Consider the following 21,923-nt stretch of genomic DNA (forward strand, 5'->3'; position numbering starts at 1 on the left):
AATTAGTGCTTAGTCTTACGTGTGGTATGTATGCTCAATTCCCTAAATAGTCTATTAACGGGACTTAGACAAAAATCAAGCCCAAATGTAACCCAAACTAGCTTTGTAAGCAGCAAACACGTCACGATTTAAGTTCAACCAATCAATAAATCGAAAAGACATGGCTGTTCTGAAAGCTTCTAAAGCTTCAGTAAAAGTATTTAAAGGTTTGTTTGCCCACCGTCGTCTTAATCCTCCAGTTAACTGATGCCAAAGAATAAAAGTATAGGCACAGAAAACCAAAATAAAATGGCGCAGTAAACTCCTTTTATCACGAACTTGATATTCTTTAAGTCCTAACCATCCTTTAGCTTCCCTGTAAAAAACTTCTACCCAATTCCTTTGAGAATATGTATCAACTATCCATTGTGGTGTAACAATTGATGAAGATATATTAGTGATGAAGTAGTCAATATCGGTGGCTGCTGAGAAAGTAGAAGCATTCATGACGATAGCAATATTTCGCTTTCCAGTTAAACTTGATATTTCCACTTCACAAGTTACTACCCATAATGTTTTGGGTTTATCCAAATCTGTTTGAATTTCTGTGAAAGCCTCTTTGGGTAAGCTCTGGGCTAATTCATCTAACCGAATTGTTTGTTGAATATTATCTGTTTGATTAACTGTTACTTTTCGATTTTTAGCTAATCCTCCTAAATATTTTAATTGCCGTTTTTCCAACTCTAATAAAAATGATGTATTGTTGCCATATCCAGCATCTACAATTACTATCCCAGGTTGATATTTTCTGTTTAGGGCTTGATCTATTAACTTGATTGCTAGTTCTGGTTTTTTCTCAAATAGAGGATCTTGTTTTCCTTGAGCTAAAGAATCAGCGTGTTGATATAACTCTATATCTAACGGTAAGCTTTTTCTGCCATCATATAAATGCGTTGTTACTACTACGATTCCATTATCTGTTTTGCCAATTTCTCCAATATACTGTCTCCCCACACCAGCAGTAAAATTACCACTTTTTCTATGACCAGAATCATCAATTATTAAGCTAAAACCTCTACTAATTCTCGTTTGACTGCACTTATTCATGATTTCCAATCGACGCTCATTCACCTGCCCACTAGACCAAGGTGCTTCGGTCAAAAAGTGATGTAATCGGTGGTAAGTTACACCTACAGCATTATCCGCCATTTGAAACAGGTTTTTTCTCTCACTTTCCCCCAGTAATCCCCCTATATAGTGTCTAAACTCTCTTTTTTGAGCTTTATGAGTAAACACATCATCAAATCTTTGACACCATCTTTCAAAGCACGGGGGCATCGCTGTGGGAGTGGTTTCTTTCATGAGCTTTTTCTAACGTGAAAGCTATGTTAGTTAAGCATTATACTCTTTTTGGGCTTAATTTTTGTTTAAGTCCCGTTAAAGGTTCAGTTTACTCAAACTCCAGTCAAACTGAATTCTAAATTATCAACATGGTTCATATTGTTGACTGCGATTACAGTTGCGATCGCCAGTTCTGCTGCTATCTATAAACTTAACCAGATGGCAGAAGTCAGTAATAATACTAGGCTGCTCTTAACTCAGGTAAAAGAGCAAGTCAGCCGACTCAATGCTTTGGAATGGGAAGGTATTTCTAAAGGTAAAATTGATGAAGATTTAACTGAAGAACTTGCGGAAAATCAGCAAAGTACCGATGCGATACTTAATGATTTGCGACGAATTAATCAAAAAAATAATCTGAAAAATATTTTTGATTTATATAAAGTATATAAATCAAAAATTGACAGTGCGCTAGAACTAATTGCCCAAGGAAGAACCAAAGAAGCAATAGAAATTGATGCAGATTCCATTGATGAAATCTATGATGATTTGTATGCTGAAGTAGCAAACCTAGAAAAAGTGTATGTAAAGGAGAAAGAACAGACTAGAAAACTAGCAGATATTGGCACTACCTTGTCTTTAATCTTATCAGCAGTAATTATTGGCACTTTGTACCGTAATTTTAGCAAAAGCTTGTGGTATAAAAACCAAGATTTGGAAGCAGCTTTGCAAGAACTCCAGCAAACGCAAAATCAATTGATTCAACAAGAAAAAATGGCAGCCTTGGGGCAACTTATTGCTGGGGTAGCACATGAAATCAATAATCCTTTGGGCATTATCAAAGCATCAGCTAGCAATACTGGGCAAGCACTACAAGAAGCCCTTGTTGAACTTCCCTCGTTACATCAGCGATTGAATGTTGAAGAACAAAAAAGCTTTTTTCAATTGATTACTCAGGCACTCAAAAACCAAGTATCAGTTTCTTCTCAAGAAAGCCGTTCGTTGAAACGTAAAATTACTGCTTATCTTCAGGAACATGGCGTTAAAGATGCCAGATATATTGCTGATCTATTAATAGACATGGGTATCGGTGAAGAGCTAGAGTTTTTGTTACCTATCTTAAAAGGTGATCATGGTGAATGGGCGGTGCAGTTTGCCTATAACCTTACTTGCTGCTTTAGTAACAATCAAATGATTCTCAACGCTGTTGATCGCTCTTCCAAGATTGTTTTTGCCCTCAAAAGCTATTCGCATTTTGATCACAGTGGCAAGAAACAGTTAATGCAAGTGACGGAAGGAATAGAAACCACGATCGCAATTTATCAAAATCAACTCAAACGCAATATTGATGTGGTTCGAGATTATCACAATCTGCCCGACATTTGGGTTTACTCTGACGAACTGGTTCAAGTTTGGACTAACCTGATTTTCAACGCAATTCAGGCGATGGAATCAGGGGGAACATTGACTATTGCCACCCAAACCCAGGAACAAGGCATTAATGTCAGCATTACGGATACTGGTTCTGGCATTCCTCCAGAAGTACAGCAAAAAATCTTTGATGCCTTTTTTACCACTAAACCAGCTGGCGAGGGAAGTGGACTAGGGCTGCACATTTGCAAAAAAATTATTGACAAACACCAAGGACATATAAAAGTAGAGAGCCAACCAGGGCATACTCAATTTAGTGTTTGGTTGCCGATAGAATCTGTTTAGAGGAAATTTAACTATGTCTGATGCAGCTATTCTCTGTGTTGATGATGAAGCTTCAATTTTAAAAGCTCTCAAAGAACAATTAAAACGATTATTTGGCAATCAATATGTCTATGAGGTTGCCCAAAGTGCTGAGGAAGCCTGGATTGTAATTGATGAATTAGAAGAGGAGGAAATCAAAATTCTGATTATTGTCTCTGATTGGCTGATGCCAAATGTCAGAGGAGATGAGTTCTTAACTCAAGTTCACGAACGCTTCCCTGACGTGATTACCGTCATGCTGACTGGACAAGCTGACGAAGCAGCAATTGAGCGTGCCAGACAGCAAGCCAATCTTTATGCCTGCATCCGTAAACCTTGGGCTGAAGAAGAGTTGCAACAAGTGATTAACACAGCTTTAAATTAGACTGTAAAGTGAAACTGTCTTCAGGTTATTAGTGTTAAAGATTGGTTTTTGAAGACGCGATTAATCGCGTCTCTACAAATTTTTTGCAAATGATCTGGTTTTGGGGATTTAAATCTTTGGCAGAACTAACTGAGTTTTTGATCAATAGGGTGATTTTGAATAGATTTGGTTAAACCATCGGTTAAGCTGCGGAAATACAAACCGCCAACAGTCAGTAAAAATATAATATATCCTACTGCTTGTACAAGGTAGAGATGTTCTCTGTAGCCAAATAAAGATTTGAGAATAATACCAGGAAAATCTTGATCAGGTAATATTTTGTCAGTATTCCAAACCATTGGCCCCAAAATACAAGAATGGATTTTGGTAAAGTGTGCGTAATAAACACACAGACTTTCGGAAGCGCGACTGCTCAGAGCCAGATTAGCTACAGCATCGTCAAAATGTTTTAAAGCAGAAACTACTAATCCGGCGACAATCAACACCAGTAACACACCCATTACTTGGAAGAACTGGCGGATATTGATTTTGACACCTAATTTAAATAAGAGTACACCTATGGCTGCGGCTGTTGCTAAACCTGCAAGAGCGCCAATTGTCGGGATTAGTCCCTGTTGAAAATTGGCCGCGATAAACAGGACTGTTTCAAAGCCTTCACGCACAACAGCAACCAAAATTAAACTAAAAACTCCCCAAGCAGCATGAGAGTTTTGTTTGAGTGCGTCTGTCACTGCTCCTTCAACTTGCGCTTTCATGAATCTGGCTTGCTTTGTCATCCAGATTAGCATCCAACTGAGCATAGCGATCGCTAACACACTAAACACACCTTCTAGCATTGGCTCAACTACAGAGGTGTATTGTGGATTAGCTGCTCCTATGGCTTTAATTAACCAACTGAAAAGTACACCAATCAGCGCGCTGACGACAATCCCCACGCCGATACCAGCATATACCCAAATATTCAGGCGGGATTGTTTAGCTTTTTTCAAAAGTGCCAACACAATCCCCACCACCAAAGCAGCTTCAACTCCTTCGCGGAGTGTAATCACAAAAGTAGGTAGAGCAGTGCTAAAGTTCATTGTTATTTAGTCATTAGTCATGGATCATTAGTCATTAGTCCATAGTTTTTGACTATTGACTATGGACTATTAACTATCAGCTAAAATCGCGTAACATTTTTTTCAGTTCGAGGTTATGTAGTTCTTCTTGCCCAATCATGGTACGGGCAAATTCTTCCAAATAAATACTAGCATCGGCAACAGTATCGAGCAGGGTTTTATACATTTCTAATGCTTTTCTTTCGTGATTTAAGCTTTCTTCCAAGATATCTTTGACAGAATGCTTGTAAGTTTCTTCCATTGGTGCAATTCTCAGGGTGGGATGTCCATCTAAACCTGTGAGAATTTCACCTGCTTGTTGAGCATGAAGTAAAGATTCACTGGCTTGGGCTTTGAAAAAAGCTACAATGGGCAGGCGGTTAGGGCCAGTCACCATCAGGGAATAGTGTGTGTAGCGCACTACTCCTGCAAGTTCAAATTCCATGATGGCGTTTAATAGGTCGATGGTCTTTTTTTGATCAAGCTCTTGCATTAGTCGTTAATTACAATTACGAAGGGAAATTTATGAGTAAGGAGTTATCGTGTTAAAAGTCTAGTTGTAACTTTTCAAAATCACCTCACTGCTTACTCATTTTAAACTCCTTAGTTTGTTACTTATGGTACTTGACAATACTATCTTGGACACTATTTTTGTGCTTGGGGGCTAAATTAATCCAGGACTTACGCAGGTGTCACACTCAACCTATCTTGTAGGGTGCGTCAGATGCCAAGAATCTTTTGAGAATCGCGAAAAACTCTAATCTGACGCACCCTATGAATATGCCAGTTGCGTAAGTCCTATAAGTATTGGCAGTAATCAAGCTTAGTAAATCTCATTACCGTAAGCAACATTGATCTAATACAATCTCTACCTATTTTCTCATGAATCTTTCATGCTGTGCCTCCAATACACCGGCTTCTATTACGAATACAAGGCTTTCGGAATTAGATTTAAATAATACTCATGTACTATCTATTGGCGAGCGCATTGTGCCAGTTGCATAAGTCCTGAAATCGTTATCAGCAGAATATTTTATCAATGAACTAAATTACGTGAATATATTTAGTTTACAGTATTAATTAATGATGGTATTTATAACTGTTTTAGACCTAATTTTATGCTTTCACTTTCTCTATAGTGCTAGTAAGGTAAACAAGAGTATTCAGACATATCAGCATCAAATACCCTTGGTAAGCTTTAATGCAGTTATTTTAGTTGAATTCTTATTCATGAAATGAGGAATTGTCTGGAATTTTTAATTTTTAGTGGGAAATTGTTGACTAAGAGATATGCTGGTTTAAACTAATTCCTTGAACTACAATTTTTGAGGTATAAAGTGTGCTGAGAATGGTTCTCACGTCAAAACGCGCCTCGCTCATCTTGATGGGAGCTTTGAGTTTTTATGTAGTTATGAGTGCATCTGCACCAGCTTATGCAATGCACATCATGGAGGGTTACTTACCCGCAGGATGGGCAACTTTTTGGTGGGTGGTGGCTTTACCGTTTTTAATTTTGGGGGTGCGATCGCTAACTCGCATCACCAAAGCTAATCCAGAACTCAAATTACTGCTAGCGTTGGCAGGAGCCTTTAGTTTTGTTTTATCGGCTCTGAAGTTACCCTCAGTTACAGGTAGCTGTTCCCACCCCACAGGAACAGGGTTAGGTGCGATTCTGTTCGGCCCTTTAGCAATGTCGGTATTGGGGACGTTGGTACTATTATTTCAAGCGTTGCTGTTGGCGCATGGTGGCTTAACTACACTGGGAGCAAATGCTTTTTCGATGGCGATCGCCGGGACGTTTGCGGCTTACTGGATATATCATCTAACAATGCGGCTCACTGGTAAGCAAAAAATCGCCATTTTCTTAGCCGCCGCACTAGCAAATTTGCTCACCTACATTATTACCTCTATCCAACTCGCTGTAGCTTTTCCTGCACCTGTGGGTGGTGTGATGGCTTCGTTCGTCAAGTTTGCCGGGATTTTTGCGATTACCCAAGTTCCCTTAGCTATTAGTGAGGGATTATTGACTGTCTTGGTATGGAACTGGCTACAATCCTACACTCCTCAAGAACTAGAACTATTGCAATTAATTCAACGGGAACCTCAAAGCAATGAATCAATCTAAACAAGGAATGAGCAACTGGTTTTTGATATTAGCAGTCATCGCCTTAGCAGTTACACCTTTAATATTTGTCCGGGGGGCGGAATTTGCAGGTGCAGATGGCGAAGCAGAAGCAGCAATTGGTGAAATTAAACCAGGATATCAACCTTGGTTTAAACCATTATTTGAACCGCCTAGCGGGGAAGTGGAAAGCTTATTGTTTAGCTCACAAGCTGCTGTAGGTGCGGGAATTATTGGTTACGCAATTGGTTTATATAAGGGGCGTTCTCAGCAACAAAGGAATAAGGAATGACCCTGCAAATAGACACACTAGCTTATACAAATAAATTGCGGCGATTAGCACCAACACAAAAATTGCTGTTTGCGATCGCCTTACTCATTATCACAGCCTTTGCTCATCCCCCAGTGCAAATCTTGATTGCTATTTGGATTAGTATTTGGACAATATTTTATGCAGGTATCCCAGCAAAAACTTATCTGAGGTTAGTCTATATTCCGATAATTTTCTGGTTAACCAGTTTACCAGCGTTAGTAATTAATGGTATAGATACTTCTCAGATCAGTTTAGCGCAAAATGATACCATCCTAGGATTGAAGCTTGGTTCAAATTATATTTATATTAGTAGCCACGGAATTGAGCAAGGATGGCGAATTTTAACGCGGGCGATCGCTTCTATTTCCTGCCTGTATTTTGTCATGTTAACTATTCCATTTACTGACTTATTACAAACTTTAAGAAGAGTAGGTTTACCAGCACTGCTCACAGATTTATTATTATTAATGTATCGGTTTATTTTTGTTTTATTAAATACCGCCTCAGAATTATGGATTGCCCAGCAATCTCGCAGTGGCTACCGTACATTTAGCCTAAGCATAAAAAGTTTATCTTTATTAATTGGACAATTATTTCAGCGCACCATAGAAAAATATCGCCAAGTTTCCCTAAGCCTAGAATCACGGGGGTTTAACGGAGAATTTCAAGTGTGGCATTCTTCTCGTTATCATCTATCAAAGCGTTACGCCCTAGAAGCCATTATGGGATGTTTAATATTGTTAGAATTAGAATTTAGAATTGCTTTTTTATAAAAAATGCAGCAATCATTACTAGAATTTCAACAGGTACATTATAGTTATCCTGGTACACAAAAAGCAGCTTTAAATGGAATCACGCTGCGAATTCCATCAGGAAAGAAATGTGCCTTAATTGGTAAAAACGGTTGCGGCAAAACTACACTATTTCTATTAGCTAACGGTCTATATAAACCCCAAAAAGGTGTCATATCTTGGCAAGGTCAGCCTTTACAATATGAGCGTCATTCTCTCATGAAGTTGCGCCAAAAAATTGGGCTAATATTTCAAAATCCCGAACAACAATTAGTAGCCTCTACTGTAGAAGAAGATATTTCCTATGGCCTGTGTAATTTAGGATTACCAAAGACCGAGATTCAACAACGAGTTGAGCAGGCTTTAATAGAATTTGAACTGACTGAATTGGCTGAAAAACCAGTACATCACTTGAGTTTAGGTCAGAAAAAGCGCGTTTCCCTAGCTGATGTCATGGTGTTAAAGCCAGAATTACTCCTACTAGATGAACCAACAGCGTATCTAGATAGACCACAAACTCGTAATTTCATCGCTATTCTAAAAAAAATTCATACATCCGGTACAACGATACTCATGGCCACCCATGATTTAGACTTTGTTTATAGTTGGGCAGACTGGATTTTTGTCATGGATGAAGGCAAATTAGTTTTAGAAGGACAACCACAAGATTTATTTGCCCAAAGGGATATTCTCGAACAGCTACAGTTAGGCTTACCACTCATATATGACATATTATTTTCTGAAGGAAGAATTCCAGAAGAGTTAGTTCTAGATCAGTTTCGTCAAAAAATATTAAATATGTTGCTGTAGTTGTTGGGTTCATATACAGATAAAAAATGATTCACATCTTTTCCTCTGTTTCTTAGTGTCTCTGTGGTTAAAAAAACTGAACCCAATATTTTCAGAAGTTGATAATTTCTGCAATTTACAATTATTATGTTGGCAAAATAAATAAAAATTAATAACTTGCTAAATAACTACATTATTTGATGTGTATTTTATTGTCTATCTTCCCTAAGTAACAGGCTAAAATCCCCCAATAGGGCATTGAAAAAAAGTGAAAAATATTGTTTTTTATTAGTTTGATGCCTGAATTTGCACAATTAAAATTGTGTGACCTCATACTTTCGATACAGGGCATATTATGCACATACCTGATGGATTTGTTTCTGTACCAGTGGCTGGTGCTACTGGTTTAGCGAGTTTTGTAGCATTGTTTTTTGCCTGTGAGCGATCGCAAGCAGCATTTGGTGTCCGTCGCGCCCCTATACTAGGCTTAACTACTGCCTTTATTTTTGCGGCTCAGATGATTAATTTCCCTGTGGCGGGGGGTACAAGTGGACATTTGCTAGGAGGAGCTTTAGCAGCAATTGTCTTGGGTAGCCCTTGGGCGGGGATGCTTTGCATCGCCACAGTCTTAATTATCCAAGCTGTGTTGTTTGCCGATGGTGGGATCACTGCCTTGGGAGCCAATATCTTAAACATGGCAGTGATTGGCGTTTGGGTAGCCTGGATATTAACTCAAACTTTGCAAAGGTTACTTGGCGGTTCTAAAGAACGCTTACCATTAGCAGCTGGAATTGCGGCTGGTGTGAGTGTCGTCGTAGCAGCTATAGCTTGTGCTATTGAATTACTGCTGTCTGGAACCGCATCTATAGCCGTTTTACCAGCGATGGCTGGTGTTCATATCTTGATTGGTGTGGGTGAAGGGATAATTACTGGCGGCGTGTTGACATATTTAGCCAAAGCACGTCCAGATTTACTACCAGGGGAACAGGAAGAGATGCGCGGCTGGGTAGTACCTGTCGTTAGCATTGTCTTAGTGGCTGGTTTACTATCACTGGTTGCCTCAGCTTGGCCTGATGGCTTAGAAAAGGTAGCAGAAGACTTAGGCTTTATCGACTTAGCTGAACAAGTCAGGGTAGCTGTACCAACACCCTTAGCAGACTACGGAATTGAAGGGTTGGGTGTAATTGGTACAAGTATCGCTGGGCTGTTAGGTGCGGCAGTTTGCTTTGTTGTTGCCTTTGGGATAGCCAAAATAGTGAGTCCGAAGAATGCTTAATTAGGGGATAGGTGACAGGTGACAGGTGACAGGTGACAGGGAAAGACTAAATCTGATACATCTTAATTTTGAATTTTGAATTGCGTATGGCTTTACCGTTACGCTTGCATCTATCTCTGGTGATTGTTGTTGGAACAGCCTTATTAAAGCATCATGCTTGGTATTGGCTGGGTGTGTATGGTGCGATCGCTCTCATTTGGTTAGCAGTTTTACGCCCACCAATCCGTCAAATGGGAGGACTACTAGGCACAGAATTAATTTTCTTATCTCTAGTCGCCTTACCCTTGGGATGGGAACGAGCCAGTTTTCTTTTAGTTCGTTCTCTTGTCTGTCTCATCACCATGAATAGTTTTTTATTAACACTACCCCCCCACAGTTTCGGTATCGCCCTCAAGAGTTTACCTGTACCCAACGCTTTAAAGGAAAATTTACTTCTGGCTGGACAATACCTAGAAATATTACTAGCGGAAGTCAAACGGATGCAGCGTAGCGCCCAACTCAGAGGACTCAATGGCGCATCTGGCTGGTTGCGCTATGCCAGTGCAGCCATGATTGGCACTTTGTATATCCGCAGTTTGGAAAGGGCAGAACGAGTCTATGGTGCCATGATCCTTCGGGGTTACAACGGGCAATTACCCATAAATTCGACATTCCAAGCCAAAGAACGTTTTATTTTGCTGATGGCTTGGGCTTTTGCTATTTGTTTTACCCTCAGTTCCTATTGGCACAGTACAGTCGTGATATAGAGTTGTGAATTTTGAAATCTTTGACTTCTCACCCCCAACCTTTCACCCATAATCCCCACGCTGGCATAGTGGAGGTAAAAAACTTAGTGTATGCCTATCCGCACCAAGAACCTGTATTACAAAATATTTCTTTTACTTTAAATGCAGGCGATCGCGTGGCATTGATGGGTGCAACTGGTTCTGGTAAAAGCACCTTATTAGAAAACCTCATTGGCTTAAAACAGCCGCATTCAGGCAAAATATGGATTAATCATATCCCTTTAGAAGCCAAAACCTTACCCCAAGTCCGGCGATACATCGGCTTTGGCTTTCAAGATGCCAACGACCAATTATTTATGCCCACTATCTTAGAAGATATTACCTTTGGTCCACGCAATTACGGTGTACCAACAGCCATAGCTAGCGATCGCGCCCACCAATTATTAGCAGATTTTGGTCTAGCAGCCTACGCCAACCGTTCCGCCCACGAACTATCCGGGGGACAAAGACGACTAGCAGCCCTCGCTGCAATTTTGGCACTAGAGCCAACAATTTTGATTTTAGATGAGCCAACAACAGGATTAGATCCCGCATGGCGGCGACACTTGGCGCAAGTATTATTAAATCTACCAGTGCAAGTCATATTAATTGCTTCCCATGAATTACATTGGTTAGGTAAAGTAACTCATAGAGCTTTGGTACTATCTGGTGGTAGCATCGCCATCGACAGTGAAATTCAACCACTGTTACAAGACGGGGAAACTTTAGAACAATTAGGTTTACCCATAGGTTGGTAAGTGTTATGACTGTAACTGCCACAGACAGTCCCTGTTCACCATTAAAGCCACTCCTACTACTCCCCACAGGCTACAAGAGCCTGATACCCTCTTAACTAAGAGTTGAAATCTGGGGAATTTATGGTTAACGCCCAAGAGATTAAATTGCTAGTTGTCGATATAGACGGCACTATTTCAGGAGAGTCAAATACTGTTAGTCAGGCTGTCAAGGAAGCGATCGCCGCAGTCCAAGCTAAAGGTATACCAGTCGCGATCGCCACTGGTAGAATGTATCGCTCGGCGTTACGCTTTCACCAAGAGTTAAATTCTACTCTGCCGCTTATGGCCTATCAGGGGGCTTGGATTCAAGATCCCACTAGCCAAACAATTCATCAACATCTACCTGTATCTAGAGATGTTGCCGAGCAGCTACTAGACTATTTTGAACAGCCAACGCTGCGATCGCTGCTCTCTGTTCATTTCTACATCAATGATCAGCTGTATGTCCGGGAAGTCACCCCAGAAACTCAAGCCTATGCCGCCCGTTCTGGGATTACTCCCATTGCTGTAGGAGATTTGCGCCAAACTCTCTCTAATGAACCTACCAAGATTTTAGCCCTCTGTGACGATACCACTGTGATCACAGATTTACTAGGCAATTTACGCCGCCAGTACACTCCGGCTGAACTGTATATGACAACCTCCGTCGCCACTTTCTTTGAAGCTACCAATGCCGTTGTTAACAAAGGTAATGCTGTACGTTACCTCGCAGAAGAAATCTTGGGGTTAAAAAGTCACAATGTCATGACTATTGGCGATAACTTCAATGATTTAGAAATGCTGCAATATGCCGGTATTGGTGTGGCCATGGGAAATGCACCGGAGGATGTGCAGGCGATCGCTAATTGGGTAGCTCCTAGTGTAGAGGTAGATGGAGTAGCTACTGCGATTGAAAAATTTCTACTGTCTTAAGAAGACTCACTAAAATCAGAAAGAACACCGACGACTGGCCGTGTTTCGTCTCGGTGTCCTTGCTGGTTCGCTCCTCACACACCTGCTAATATAACCGAGGTCAATCATTGAGTCAATACCTAGTTATAAAAGTTTTTCTTTTCTTGCTCAGAAACAACACTGATCATTGACACAAAGTAGGAAAACCCAATTGTGCGGGTGTGATTGCAGGAGCGGAATCTAGAGTTAGCAAAACACAGTAACAAGATTTCACTTCCGACTGGAGTTATAAAATTAGCTGTATCGAAAGTTATAGCTCCCAAGGTGCGATCGCTCCTAATTTGTTGACTAGCAAAAATCTCAAAACTGACTGCGTGATCATCAACAATCCCAATCTTGCTTGGGTTAGTTCTGGTAAAGCCGTTTTGACTGCACCCCAAATGCGACACTGACACCAAAAATCCTCAAAAGCTTGACTCAAATCTAGTCCTACTTTTTCCCAGTTGATCCTATCCCCATGATCAGGAAACTCTAATTCATCTACGGTTTTGACTAATTCCGCAATCAAACGACTCTCAGCTGGATGATTGAGACGAAGTTTAGCATCACTATTGAGCCAAGGTATGGATGCTGTTGTCGCCAAACTTCCTAGTTGATATTGATCGCTGGGTGTGTGGAGTTGAATCAACCCCTCACGGTGAGCCAGCAAAATTAGCGAATAGCAACGCGCATGAGCATATTGAATTGCAAATAAGCGAGATGGATTGTGAAGTTTTTCACGACTTTTCTCATTTTCCAGTGGCGTTGAGATGTAAATTTTTTTTACAACCAAATTTTGTAACCAAGTAGCTAAAAAAAAGTGACTGACTTCTAAATGAATCCAACCTGGAGGCACAATCTGCACATTCAAGGTTTCACCACAGGTATCCGATAGGTGGTTAACAATGGCTCTACCTATCTCTAAAGCATCTTGATTATGAGATTTTGCTAGCTGCAAAGCTAAACCTGAAATATACAGAACCCGCTCACTGTCTCTAGCTCTATGTAGAGGTATCTTTCTATTTTGTAGATGTAGCTTTTCCCTACACTGATCGTAAGCATCTAGAGCAGTTAGTAAATAACCGTATACTAACTGCTTAATAGCAGTATTTTTACTTATTAATCGATTGTCGTACACTTAGCTTTTCGTTAAAAGCACTGTCGCGGAAATTACTGGCATATCTGTCATCTCTCTGAAGATATAATATTCTTCTGTAAGGAGAAAAATGAGATTAGCATAAAATTTGATAAATATTCGATGAATAATATGTAAACTTTACTACCATCATTGTACAGTAAGAAGTATAACAAAATAGTAGGGCGCAAATTGCTCTCTACTTTTTGGATGGCTGGCGCTGTTAGGCGTTAAGCCTACTTCAAAAAACACAAAGACACTCCTTGCACTTTTTTTATGTCGTCTTTGTCTTCAGCCGAACGCTCTTTGTTACCTATGCAATCTCCATCCTCCTTTTCTGAGGCATCACGCCCTTTTCTAACTTGGCAACGCATTCTTGACTGGGCTCAAGAACACTATCGCTGCCGCACCTTTAGCAAAGATGAACGCATTCCAGCCCGGCCTGGTTTGCTGTACTTGGTGCAAAGGGGTGCGATCCGCATGGTAGGAACCGCCCAGGTTAGTGCTACTGCGAGCCAGTTAACATCTCGACGCATCAACAGAACTCCAGAAGAAGCTTTCTTGGGTTTTGTAGGAGCAGGACAGCCATTTGAAATCGTGGCTCAGTCGCCATTCACCCTGCAAGCATACGCTCATGTTGACCAAACAGCAGTGCTATGGATGTACTGGCATGATTTAGATAACTGGCCTCACTTCCGTCGGGAAGTTATGGATGCCTTCAGATACCAGCACCAGCGTAAACTTTTGTGGCTGAGTGCCTTGGGGCAACGGCGCACCATTGACCGACTCTTAGGATTCCTCACTTTGCTAATTGAGGAATACGGAGAGCCTGCCATGAGCGAAACCGACCCCGATGTGATTCGTGGCTATTGTTTGCCTTTCCCCCTTACCCATGCCCAAATCGGTAGTGCGATTGGTTCCACCCGTGTAACCGTCACCCGCTTAATGGGCAAGTTACGTCAACGCGGCTTAATTCTTACCCAAGGGGATAATCTGATTTGCTTGCCAGCAGAGTCGATTAATAGAGCCAGCTAAAGTATTATTGACTGTCTTATGGGCATCTACGGTTGGGAACTGCCGCTCTGGCTATCAGCAATAGCAAACAGATGTCGGTGAGTTGTGATGGTCAAACTTAGGTAATCAGTTCCTGCCCCCGATTCAGTCAGCAGTAAGTCAGCGCCAGCAACACTCGCTTACTGCTAAGTTTAAAAAAATCTGTTTGACCACCACAAACAGATTATGCAATCGGGCAGATTTCTAGTGAAAAGGCCTCAATGTTCAATTTGTTCCATTGATCAAGGCAATTAGGGAGGACGAATCGTTCTTGGTATGGAACAGGTTATAGCCCTGCGTTCGCCCCAACGGCAAGGGCTAGATTGAACATTGAGAAACCGCCTTTGATTAATAGACCATCGTCCATAGTCAATGGTCTAAAGTGCAAAGTAAAACTTATCACTAAATTAATAAAGATTTTTTAATAACACAGGACTTACGCAGGTGTCACACTCAACCTATCTTGTAGGGTGCGTCAGATTAGAGTTTTTCGCTATTCTCAAAAGATTCTTGGCATCTGACGCACCCTCTGAATGTGCCGATTGCGTAAGTCCTATAACAGTATGAGGTTTGAATACTGAAGATATATTTGTCGCCATATTAGAGTTACTTAGTCAATAGTCAATAGTGATTATTGACTATTGACCATTGACTTATTGACTAATCCTCTTCAGCAGAATTCGGTAACACTGCATCTAGTGCGCTGACCACTAATTTTTTCTGTGTCAATTTCAACACATCCTGATTCCAGTCAGGCGTAGCAAACTGGGGCAATATTTCTTGACTAAAAGCTTCGGCTGCTTTGGAACGATAGCGATTAGGATTACAGATTAGCCATAGTGTCCGCTTAACAACAACACCTTCAATGGGGGTGCAGTGGAGTACACCCATCTGCAATTCTTTGGCGATCGCGCTAGTGGAAACAAAGGCTGCACCCAAACCTGATTGCACAGCATTTTTAATTGCTTCGATGGAATTGAGTTCCATTTCTATTTTAAAACGCCTAGTATCAAGCTCACAGCGTGCTAGCACCTGATCAATGACTTTGCGAATTGTGGATTGTGAATCTAAAGCAATGAATTGTAATTTATATAGGTCTTCTTTTTGGATGGTTTCTAGTTTGGCAAAGGGATGAAAGATGGGTAGAATCAACGCCAGTTCATCTTCAGCGTAGGGAATGATTTCCAAAGATTCTGCCAGTTCCCCAGGGATTTCACCGCCAATAATGGCCAAATCTACCTGACCATTAGCAACACTCCAAGCAGTACGTCGGGTCGAGTGGACGTGCAGTTGCACAGCGACATCGGGATATTTTTGACGAAACATCCCAATCATTTTAGGTAAGAGATATGTCCCGGTAGTTTGAGAAGCACCCACAATTAAAGTGCCACCCTGGAGATTTTGTAAATCCTCAATCGCGCGGCAAGTTTCTTGACACAAACTAAGGATTTTTTCACCGTAACTCAATAGTAGATGCCCTGCTTCGGTTAATTGTGCGCGTCGTCCGCCACGGTCGAATAAGGGTACATCCAACTGCCGTTCTAAATTCTGCACTTGCAAGCTGACGGCAGGTTGGGAGACATAAAGACTATCAGCGGCGCGCTTGAAGCTCCCTTCTACGGCGATCGCTTTGAGAATGCGTAACTGATCTAAAGTGAAAGGAAGGTCAGACATAAGGCTCAACCCACAAACTTTGAAAGGAGCAACTTTGGCAACCAATCCAGCATCACAGCTAGCAAGCTGGGCATGATTGGTTGCATTTTACACTTGAAGGCTTAACTCGAAAAAGACAGTACCACAACATTTTGATCAAAGTCCCCTGTGGAATACTTTGTGGTATTGGTTGTATATACTTAACGTTTCTTTAAATAACTTCACCTGTGTTTATGATGCTTAATACTTGGTTAACTCCGAGTCACTTTGTCATGTTGGGGTTACTGTTAACATTTGCGATCGCTCACAGTGGGGGAGCGGCTTTGCGACCTTGGGCGGAGAAGGTCATTGGTCCAAGGCTTTATCGCATTGTGTTTGCATTAATTAGTTTACCTTTGGCTGTGATTGTCATTATTTACTTTTTTAATCACCGTTATGATGGCTTGCAACTTTGGCAGGTACAGGGTGTACCAGGAGTGAAAGCGATCGTTTGGGTGTTATCAGCGATTTCATTTTTATTTTTGTATCCTGCCACCTTCAATCTACTAGAAATTGCTGCTATTCAAAAGCCCCAAGTACATTTGTATGAGACAGGGATTATCCGTATAACCCGTCACCCCCAAATGGTGGGGCAAATAATTTGGTGCCTTGCCCATACATTGTGGTTGGGTACTAGCTTTACCCTAGTGACATCCATTGGCTTAGTTTTGCATCATTTATTTGGAGTGTGGCATGGCGATCGCCGTCTGAGTTATCGTTATGGGGAAGCCTTTGAAATAGTAAAACAACGCACTTCTATTATTCCGTTTGTAGCAATTATCGATGGTCGCCAGTCGCTTAACTGGCGGGAATTTATTCGTCCTGCTTACCTAGGTGTAGGTATTTTTGTCGCCCTGCTTTGGTGGGCGCATCCCTTTTTGCTGGTAGCAACTAGCAAAGTAAGTTGGTAGGTTTATCATGATCCCCAATATCCAAAAAAAATACCAACTTAGTGAAATTTCCTACTTATCAATTGCTACCAAATCAATGTAGGATGAATGGAAACAGCTGTTAGTGGGGGTACGCTCATTCGTTTTAATCTTGTTTATAGTGGTAGGTCACTGAGCATTTGCTTCTGTGGGAGAGTATACGGCACAGCATTTAAAATATCCTCTCCAAGAGAGCGTGCCAGGACTTGAAAAGCCAAAAAGCCACCATTACAATCGTTCTGGCTTTTTTGTCACAGCCAAAAGCAATTTTGAAATATAGCTGCTATAAGGCGTTGACTAGCTTGCTAACTTCTTCTGCTGATAGCTAGTTTGATAATAAAACCCTATAATTCTAGAGGCGTCATGGTGTTGTCGGTTAGTGAGCGGACATTTACTCAAGAAGTTTTAGAATCTCCGATTCCGGTTTTAGTTAATTTTGAAGCACCTTGGTGTGGTTTATGTCGGATTATCCACCCTTTGCTCCTGCAATTTCAAGCTCAATGCGGTGAGCAAATTAAATTAGTGGGGATTAACGCCGATGAAAATTTTAAACTTTCCAACACTTATCGCCTAAAGTCACTGCCAACTTTAATTTTGATTGAAAATGGCATGATTCGGCATCGTTTAGAAGGTTTTCGAGGTAGAGATGACTTACGTCTAGCTTTAGAAGAAATTAAACTCAGTTATAGTCATCGTTCCCCAGCTTACAACAGCTCCAAAACAGCAGACCTGGAATATCATTTAGCATGATTGAGGATTGGGCATTAGTGATCAGGGATTAGGTCATGCTTATGGGAACTCCAAAACAGAAATTATCTAATCTCTGGAATCAAAACAAATTTCTCTCCCCCTGCTTCCTGCTCCCTGCTTCCTTGCTCTCAAAGCAATGGGATATTTTTTTAATTGGCAGTCCCGATTTGCCCGTACCCATTACCCCTAATTCCCAGTTCCTAGTCCCTAAATCTAAAACCATGCTTAATTACCCCACCCAAATGTGATTGAGTGGGGTATTTTATCATCTAGGGTGTGTGTCACAATTGTTAACAGTTCCGACCTGGACATTTGCTGGCAGCGATGACTGTACAGTAAAGTCCAAAGTTAGTCAAGAATCCTAAAAGTACGCCTCAGTGATGGAAGTAATCTATCAATACGCCTGGCTGATTCCGGTATTGCCACTTTTGGGGGCAATGCTAGTTGGTCTAGGCTTAATTTCGTTAAACCAGACGACAAACCGCCTGCGACAGCTAAACGCTGTGTTGATCATTTCCCTGATGGGCGCAGCAATGGGACTGTCGTTGGCCTTACTTTGGAGTCAACTCCAAGGACACGCAACCTATCTCCGCACCCTGGAATGGGCAGCAGCAGGCAATTTCCACCTGAGTATGGGCTATACCATCGACAATCTCACAGCTTTAATGCTGGTGATTGTGACTACAGTAGCATTCCTAGTCATGGTGTATACCGATGGCTACATGGCTCATGACCCAGGCTACGTGAGGTTTTACGCCTATCTCAGCTTGTTTGGCTCATCCATGTTGGGTCTAGTTGTTAGCCCCAACCTTGTGCAGATTTACATATTTTGGGAACTGGTCGGGATGTGTTCCTACTTGCTGGTCGGCTTTTGGTACGATCGCAAGGCAGCCGCAGATGCTTGTCAAAAGGCATTTGTGACCAACCGCGTTGGTGACTTCGGTTTACTCCTCGGCATTCTGGGGCTATTTTGGGCTACAGGCAGTTTCGAGTTCGATGTCATGGGCGATCGCCTAGCACAGCTAGTAGAATCAGGCTCGGTGAGCAATTTCTTGGCTGTTGTATTTGCGATTTTAGTTTTCCTCGGCCCAGTTGCCAAGTCTGCTCAATTTCCCCTGCACGTCTGGCTACCAGACGCGATGGAAGGCCCCACTCCCATTTCTGCCTTAATCCACGCGGCCACAATGGTAGCAGCAGGCGTGTTCCTAGTTGCCCGGATGTACCCCGTATTTGAACACGTCCCAGCTGCAATGAACGTGATTGCCTTTACGGGGGCATTTACGGCGTTTTTGGGTGCTACCATTGCGATTACCCAAAACGACATCAAAAAGGGCTTGGCTTACTCCACCATCTCCCAGCTAGGCTACATGGTCATGGCTATGGGAGTAGGTGCTTATAGTGCGGGTTTATTCCACCTGATGACCCACGCCTATTTCAAGGCGATGCTGTTTTTGGGTTCTGGTTCCGTAATTCACGGCATGGAAGCCGTTGTTGGTCATGACCCAGCCTTGGCCCAGGATATGCGCTTAATGGGTGGACTGCGGAAGTATATGCCCGTGACCGGACTGACCTTTTTGATTGGTTGTTTGGCAATTTCTGGGATTCCTCCCTTTGCTGGCTTCTGGTCAAAAGACGAAATTTTGGGTGCAGCCTATGCCGCTAACCCCCTGTTATGGTTTATTGGCTGGATGACTGCCGGAATCACAGCTTTTTATATGTTTAGAATGTATTTCTCGACATTTGAAGGCAAATTCCGGGGTAATGACGAGAAAATCAAAGACAAGCTCAAAAAAGCTGCCTCTACAATTGTTCTAGAATTAGGTGCAGAACAACCAGCACCAAATTTTGGCCCTGGGGCAATGAAAAAAGGAGAATTGGCAGCCACAGAGGATCATCATGGTTCCCACGGTCATCACAGCGATTCTCCCCATGAGTCTCCCTGGACGATGGCCTTACCATTGCTAGTGTTGGCTATCCCTTCAATGTTGATTGGTTTAGTAGGTACACCCTACAACAATTACTTTGAACGGTTCATTTTTTCTCCCACAGAAAGCCTCACGGAAATTCTAGAAAAAGCTGCCGAGTTTGATCCCCATGAGTTTTACATCATGGCGGGTGGTTCAGTCGGTGTTTCCTTAATTGGGATTACCTTGGCTTCTTTGATGTACTTGCAGCGTGTGATTGATCCAGCTGCGATCGCTGCTAAAATCAAACCACTCTATGAACTATCCCTGAACAAGTGGTACTTCGATGACATTTACCACCGTGTGTTTGTCCTGGGTTTACGTCGCCTAGCTAGACAAGTCATGGAAGTAGACTTCCGCGTTGTGGATGGTGCTGTTAACCTCACTGGCTTTTTCACTTTAGTTAGTGGTGAAGGTTTGAAATACCTGGAAAACGGACGTGTTCAATTTTATGCCCTGATTGTGTTTGGGGCAGTGTTGGGCTTAGTAATTTTCTTTGGTGTTACTTGATTTACATAGGGGTGGGCTGCTGTCTGCCCCTAAGTTTTTTCCGAGTCTTAATTTAGACTCCTTTTTTTGGTTGCTAGTTCAGTAAATTTAACTAAGTACCTAAACAGAATTAATTACACATATTGTTTTTCTGTAACCTGTTCCCTCTCTCCACGAATGAATTTAATTTTATGCAACTACTTATACAGAATTGATTCTAGTGTTCTAGAAGGCAAATGCTAGAATCAAAAGCGTGTGGAGTGAGCGACTTAAATGCCTACTGATGCTCAACTAAGAGGTTTATATCGTTTTACTTATTGGCTAACGTATATTCTGTTTCAGCCTATACATCTTGTCTGTATTGATGAGCGCACAAATAATCTGTATGTTTTGGCTGGAAATACTGAAAATCTAGAGTTCCAGATTACGCCAAATGGAGAGGTGTTCTGATGAGTCAAGTCAACTATGCTGCTATGTCAGATCAAGAGTTAAGACAACACTTTCTCAGACATCGTGAGGATAAGGCAGCTCTTCGAGCTTATTTAGATAGACTCGGCGATCGTCCACGCAACGTTATTACAACTGTAGATGATCCTGACTTTGATAGTAAGATTCATGCAGCTGTTTTACAACAAATGCAAGCAGCAGATGATCATGGTGAGGCGGAAGTTTAACAGTGAATGGTCAATCAATCATGCTCTTCGGGAGTATTTCTTCTGAAGGCTGGCTGGAAGATTTAGCTATTCGTTTTGTTTCCTTTAATGAAGTGGAATTGCCAATAGATAGCACGCGATAGGATAGTTTGGCGATTTGCTCAAGAGAATCAAATGATTTTGCTAACAGCTAACCGTAGTATGAAGGGTGAAGATTCCTTAGAGCAAGTTCTTCGAGAAGAATGTTTACCAACTTCATTGCCTGTAGTTACCATTGCAAATATTAATCGGATTGTTGAACGGGAATATCGAGAACAATGTATTGACCGCTTGATTGAGATTGCACTTTATCTTGAGAATTATCGGGGCGTAAGTCGTTTGTTCATCCCATAGATTTGAATTTGGCGATAGCGTTTAGCCAGAGTTTTGATACGACGCTTGAAGGGAGTTGTAAACCGAACTTCTGCCATAAATTCAGGGTTTTATATCGTCCCAAAGTTCTGATACTGGGAAAGTTTGTCCTGCTGCTGCTTGTCGCACAGATTCTTGTAGCTCGGCTAATATTTGTGCTTTTGGCTCTTGTTCATCAATCCAAGCTAAACCACTGACGTTATCAGAATTGACGGAACTCATGAGATGTTGCCACAGTTCTATAGGGACAAGTACATCTGTGGTTTCTCCATCTACGTTGGTGACATAACGAATCTGACTGGCAATTTTGGAATTAACCATAGGGTGTTGCTCCTGTCAAGCTTTTGCAACAAATTGCTGTTTTCGATAACCACCAAACAGTATGGTCTATTCTAGTAATGCCTGGGTTGCGCTACGCTATTGCATCCCTAGAATTTTAGTCTAAAGGCTTTTTGAGGAAAAATTTTTGACTTGAGGACACATCAGAAATTAAATTACCGCGATCGCGCATCATACCCCCCAGCCGATATTC

22 protein-coding genes and 1 pseudogene are annotated in these 21,923 nt (G+C 41.7%); 17 read left to right on the forward strand and 6 right to left on the reverse strand.

From position 1 onward, the window contains the following. Window positions 1-75: 75 nt before the first annotated feature. Window positions 76-1,341 carry an IS701 family transposase gene (locus NOS7524_RS03860; RefSeq protein ID WP_015116159.1) on the reverse strand — a complete coding sequence of 422 codons (1,266 nt, stop codon included), beginning with the start codon at window positions 1,339-1,341 and terminating at the stop codon, window positions 76-78. A gap of 141 nt (window positions 1,342-1,482) precedes the next feature. Between NOS7524_RS03860 and NOS7524_RS03865 the strand changes: the two genes are divergently transcribed. Both NOS7524_RS03865 and NOS7524_RS03870 read left to right on the forward strand, forming a co-directional pair. Continuing rightward, entirely contained in the window at window positions 1,483-3,033 is a 1,551-nt protein-coding gene (locus NOS7524_RS03865) for an ATP-binding protein (RefSeq protein ID WP_216087504.1), read from the forward strand. A gap of 13 nt (window positions 3,034-3,046) precedes the next feature. Further along, window positions 3,047-3,436 (forward strand): response regulator, encoded by a 390-nt coding sequence (locus tag NOS7524_RS03870; protein ID WP_015137162.1) that lies wholly within the window; start codon window positions 3,047-3,049, stop codon window positions 3,434-3,436. 125 nt (window positions 3,437-3,561) lie between these two features. Here NOS7524_RS03870 and NOS7524_RS03875 read toward each other — a convergent pair whose 3' ends face one another. After that, window positions 3,562-4,515 (reverse strand): FTR1 family iron permease, encoded by a 954-nt coding sequence (locus NOS7524_RS03875; protein ID WP_015137163.1) that lies wholly within the window; start codon window positions 4,513-4,515, stop codon window positions 3,562-3,564. Window positions 4,516-4,591: 76 nt separating this feature from the next. After that, complete coding sequence (locus NOS7524_RS03880; protein WP_015137164.1) at window positions 4,592-5,026, reverse strand: ferritin-like domain-containing protein; 435 nt, start codon at window positions 5,024-5,026, stop codon at window positions 4,592-4,594. Between the two features lie 891 nt (window positions 5,027-5,917). On the opposite strand from NOS7524_RS03880, the gene NOS7524_RS03885 reads away from it, so the two are divergent. The 8 genes from NOS7524_RS03885 (at window position 5,918) to NOS7524_RS03920 (ending at window position 12,297) form a co-directional block, all read left to right on the forward strand. After that, window positions 5,918-6,658: an energy-coupling factor ABC transporter permease gene (locus tag NOS7524_RS03885; protein ID WP_171815404.1), complete on the forward strand. Its 741-nt coding sequence runs from the start codon at window positions 5,918-5,920 to the stop codon at window positions 6,656-6,658. Then, window positions 6,645-6,947, forward strand: coding sequence for an energy-coupling factor ABC transporter substrate-binding protein (locus NOS7524_RS03890; protein WP_015137166.1), 303 nt, complete (start codon window positions 6,645-6,647; stop codon window positions 6,945-6,947). Before NOS7524_RS03885 ends, NOS7524_RS03890 begins: the two co-directional genes overlap by 14 nt. After that, entirely contained in the window at window positions 6,944-7,741 is a 798-nt protein-coding gene (cbiQ, locus tag NOS7524_RS03895) for a cobalt ECF transporter T component CbiQ (protein WP_015137167.1), read from the forward strand. Before NOS7524_RS03890 ends, cbiQ begins: the two co-directional genes overlap by 4 nt. Window positions 7,742-7,744: 3 nt before the next feature. After that, window positions 7,745-8,569, forward strand: coding sequence for an energy-coupling factor ABC transporter ATP-binding protein (locus NOS7524_RS03900; protein ID WP_015137168.1), 825 nt, complete (start codon window positions 7,745-7,747; stop codon window positions 8,567-8,569). Window positions 8,570-8,903: 334 nt separating this feature from the next. Beyond that, entirely contained in the window at window positions 8,904-9,824 is a 921-nt protein-coding gene (locus tag NOS7524_RS03905; protein WP_015137169.1) for an energy-coupling factor ABC transporter permease, read from the forward strand. A gap of 86 nt (window positions 9,825-9,910) precedes the next feature. Continuing rightward, complete coding sequence (locus NOS7524_RS03910) at window positions 9,911-10,570, forward strand: energy-coupling factor transporter transmembrane component T family protein (RefSeq protein WP_015137170.1); 660 nt, start codon at window positions 9,911-9,913, stop codon at window positions 10,568-10,570. Window positions 10,571-10,581: 11 nt separating this feature from the next. Continuing rightward, the gene (locus NOS7524_RS03915; RefSeq protein ID WP_015137171.1) at window positions 10,582-11,346 is read left to right on the forward strand and encodes an energy-coupling factor ABC transporter ATP-binding protein; all 765 of its coding nucleotides are present in this window, start codon (window positions 10,582-10,584) and stop codon (window positions 11,344-11,346) included. A gap of 120 nt (window positions 11,347-11,466) precedes the next feature. Beyond that, entirely contained in the window at window positions 11,467-12,297 is an 831-nt protein-coding gene (locus tag NOS7524_RS03920; protein WP_015137172.1) for a Cof-type HAD-IIB family hydrolase, read from the forward strand. Window positions 12,298-12,586: 289 nt separating this feature from the next. Here NOS7524_RS03920 and NOS7524_RS03925 read toward each other — a convergent pair whose 3' ends face one another. Beyond that, window positions 12,587-13,453, reverse strand: coding sequence for a DALR anticodon-binding domain-containing protein (locus NOS7524_RS03925; protein WP_015137173.1), 867 nt, complete (start codon window positions 13,451-13,453; stop codon window positions 12,587-12,589). 273 nt (window positions 13,454-13,726) lie between these two features. Between NOS7524_RS03925 and NOS7524_RS03930 the strand changes: the two genes are divergently transcribed. After that, window positions 13,727-14,485, forward strand: coding sequence for a Crp/Fnr family transcriptional regulator (locus NOS7524_RS03930; protein ID WP_015137174.1), 759 nt, complete (start codon window positions 13,727-13,729; stop codon window positions 14,483-14,485). 678 nt (window positions 14,486-15,163) lie between these two features. Here the strand turns inward: NOS7524_RS03930 and NOS7524_RS03935 are convergent. After that, window positions 15,164-16,177, reverse strand: a complete 1,014-nt coding sequence (locus NOS7524_RS03935) for a LysR family transcriptional regulator (protein ID WP_015137175.1) — start codon at window positions 16,175-16,177, stop codon at window positions 15,164-15,166. A gap of 212 nt (window positions 16,178-16,389) precedes the next feature. Here NOS7524_RS03935 and NOS7524_RS03940 point away from each other — a divergent pair, with 212 nt between their 5' ends. The 6 genes and pseudogenes from NOS7524_RS03940 (at window position 16,390) to NOS7524_RS03965 (ending at window position 21,373) form a co-directional block, all read left to right on the forward strand. Continuing rightward, entirely contained in the window at window positions 16,390-17,106 is a 717-nt protein-coding gene (locus tag NOS7524_RS03940; protein ID WP_015137176.1) for an NnrU family protein, read from the forward strand. A 381-nt stretch (window positions 17,107-17,487) separates the two neighbouring features. Next, window positions 17,488-17,874, forward strand: coding sequence for a thioredoxin family protein (locus NOS7524_RS03945; RefSeq protein ID WP_015137177.1), 387 nt, complete (start codon window positions 17,488-17,490; stop codon window positions 17,872-17,874). A gap of 380 nt (window positions 17,875-18,254) precedes the next feature. After that, a complete protein-coding gene (locus tag NOS7524_RS03955) occupies window positions 18,255-20,348 on the forward strand; it encodes an NAD(P)H-quinone oxidoreductase subunit 5 (protein ID WP_015137178.1) in 2,094 nt (697 codons plus the stop codon). Window positions 20,349-20,600: 252 nt separating this feature from the next. Then, a complete protein-coding gene (locus NOS7524_RS31135; protein WP_015137179.1) occupies window positions 20,601-20,777 on the forward strand; it encodes a DUF6888 family protein in 177 nt (58 codons plus the stop codon). Beyond that, window positions 20,777-21,001 carry a DUF6887 family protein gene (locus tag NOS7524_RS03960; RefSeq protein ID WP_015137180.1) on the forward strand — a complete coding sequence of 75 codons (225 nt, stop codon included), beginning with the start codon at window positions 20,777-20,779 and terminating at the stop codon, window positions 20,999-21,001. The genes NOS7524_RS31135 and NOS7524_RS03960 overlap by 1 nt, the downstream gene beginning before the upstream one ends. A 20-nt stretch (window positions 21,002-21,021) precedes the next feature. Then, window positions 21,022-21,373, forward strand: a pseudogene (locus NOS7524_RS03965) (DUF5615 family PIN-like protein). A gap of 81 nt (window positions 21,374-21,454) precedes the next feature. Here NOS7524_RS03965 and NOS7524_RS03970 read toward each other — a convergent pair. Continuing rightward, window positions 21,455-21,712, reverse strand: a complete 258-nt coding sequence (locus NOS7524_RS03970; protein WP_015137181.1) for a hypothetical protein — start codon at window positions 21,710-21,712, stop codon at window positions 21,455-21,457. Window positions 21,713-21,923: the final 211 nt, after the last annotated feature.

The sequence above is a fragment of the Nostoc sp. PCC 7524 genome (genome assembly GCF_000316645.1).
Classification (GTDB): Bacteria; Cyanobacteriota; Cyanobacteriia; order Cyanobacteriales; family Nostocaceae; genus Trichormus.

Bases quoted from the DNA above. Each gene is read 5' to 3' on its own strand.
- NOS7524_RS03875 (WP_015137163.1), bottom strand. From the start codon at position 4,515: ATGAACTTTAGCACTGCTCTACCTACTTTTGTGATTACACTCCGCGAA.
- NOS7524_RS03905 (WP_015137169.1), top strand. From the start codon at position 8,904: ATGCACATACCTGATGGATTTGTTTCTGTACCAGTGGCTGGTGCTACT.
- cbiQ (WP_015137167.1), top strand. From the start codon at position 6,944: ATGACCCTGCAAATAGACACACTAGCTTATACAAATAAATTGCGGCGA.
- NOS7524_RS03920 (WP_015137172.1), top strand. From the start codon at position 11,467: ATGGTTAACGCCCAAGAGATTAAATTGCTAGTTGTCGATATAGACGGC.
- NOS7524_RS03960 (WP_015137180.1), top strand. From the start codon at position 20,777: ATGAGTCAAGTCAACTATGCTGCTATGTCAGATCAAGAGTTAAGACAA.
- NOS7524_RS03880 (WP_015137164.1), bottom strand. From the start codon at position 5,026: ATGCAAGAGCTTGATCAAAAAAAGACCATCGACCTATTAAACGCCATC.
- NOS7524_RS03935 (WP_015137175.1), bottom strand. From the start codon at position 16,177: ATGTCTGACCTTCCTTTCACTTTAGATCAGTTACGCATTCTCAAAGCG.
- NOS7524_RS03940 (WP_015137176.1), top strand. From the start codon at position 16,390: ATGATGCTTAATACTTGGTTAACTCCGAGTCACTTTGTCATGTTGGGG.
- NOS7524_RS03970 (WP_015137181.1), bottom strand. From the start codon at position 21,712: ATGGTTAATTCCAAAATTGCCAGTCAGATTCGTTATGTCACCAACGTA.
- NOS7524_RS03945 (WP_015137177.1), top strand. From the start codon at position 17,488: ATGGTGTTGTCGGTTAGTGAGCGGACATTTACTCAAGAAGTTTTAGAA.
- NOS7524_RS31135 (WP_015137179.1), top strand. From the start codon at position 20,601: ATGCCTACTGATGCTCAACTAAGAGGTTTATATCGTTTTACTTATTGG.
- NOS7524_RS03930 (WP_015137174.1), top strand. From the start codon at position 13,727: ATGTCGTCTTTGTCTTCAGCCGAACGCTCTTTGTTACCTATGCAATCT.
- NOS7524_RS03870 (WP_015137162.1), top strand. From the start codon at position 3,047: ATGTCTGATGCAGCTATTCTCTGTGTTGATGATGAAGCTTCAATTTTA.
- NOS7524_RS03910 (WP_015137170.1), top strand. From the start codon at position 9,911: ATGGCTTTACCGTTACGCTTGCATCTATCTCTGGTGATTGTTGTTGGA.
- NOS7524_RS03860 (WP_015116159.1), bottom strand. From the start codon at position 1,341: ATGAAAGAAACCACTCCCACAGCGATGCCCCCGTGCTTTGAAAGATGG.
- NOS7524_RS03955 (WP_015137178.1), top strand. From the start codon at position 18,255: ATGGAAGTAATCTATCAATACGCCTGGCTGATTCCGGTATTGCCACTT.
- NOS7524_RS03885 (WP_171815404.1), top strand. From the start codon at position 5,918: ATGGGAGCTTTGAGTTTTTATGTAGTTATGAGTGCATCTGCACCAGCT.
- NOS7524_RS03900 (WP_015137168.1), top strand. From the start codon at position 7,745: ATGCAGCAATCATTACTAGAATTTCAACAGGTACATTATAGTTATCCT.
- NOS7524_RS03890 (WP_015137166.1), top strand. From the start codon at position 6,645: ATGAATCAATCTAAACAAGGAATGAGCAACTGGTTTTTGATATTAGCA.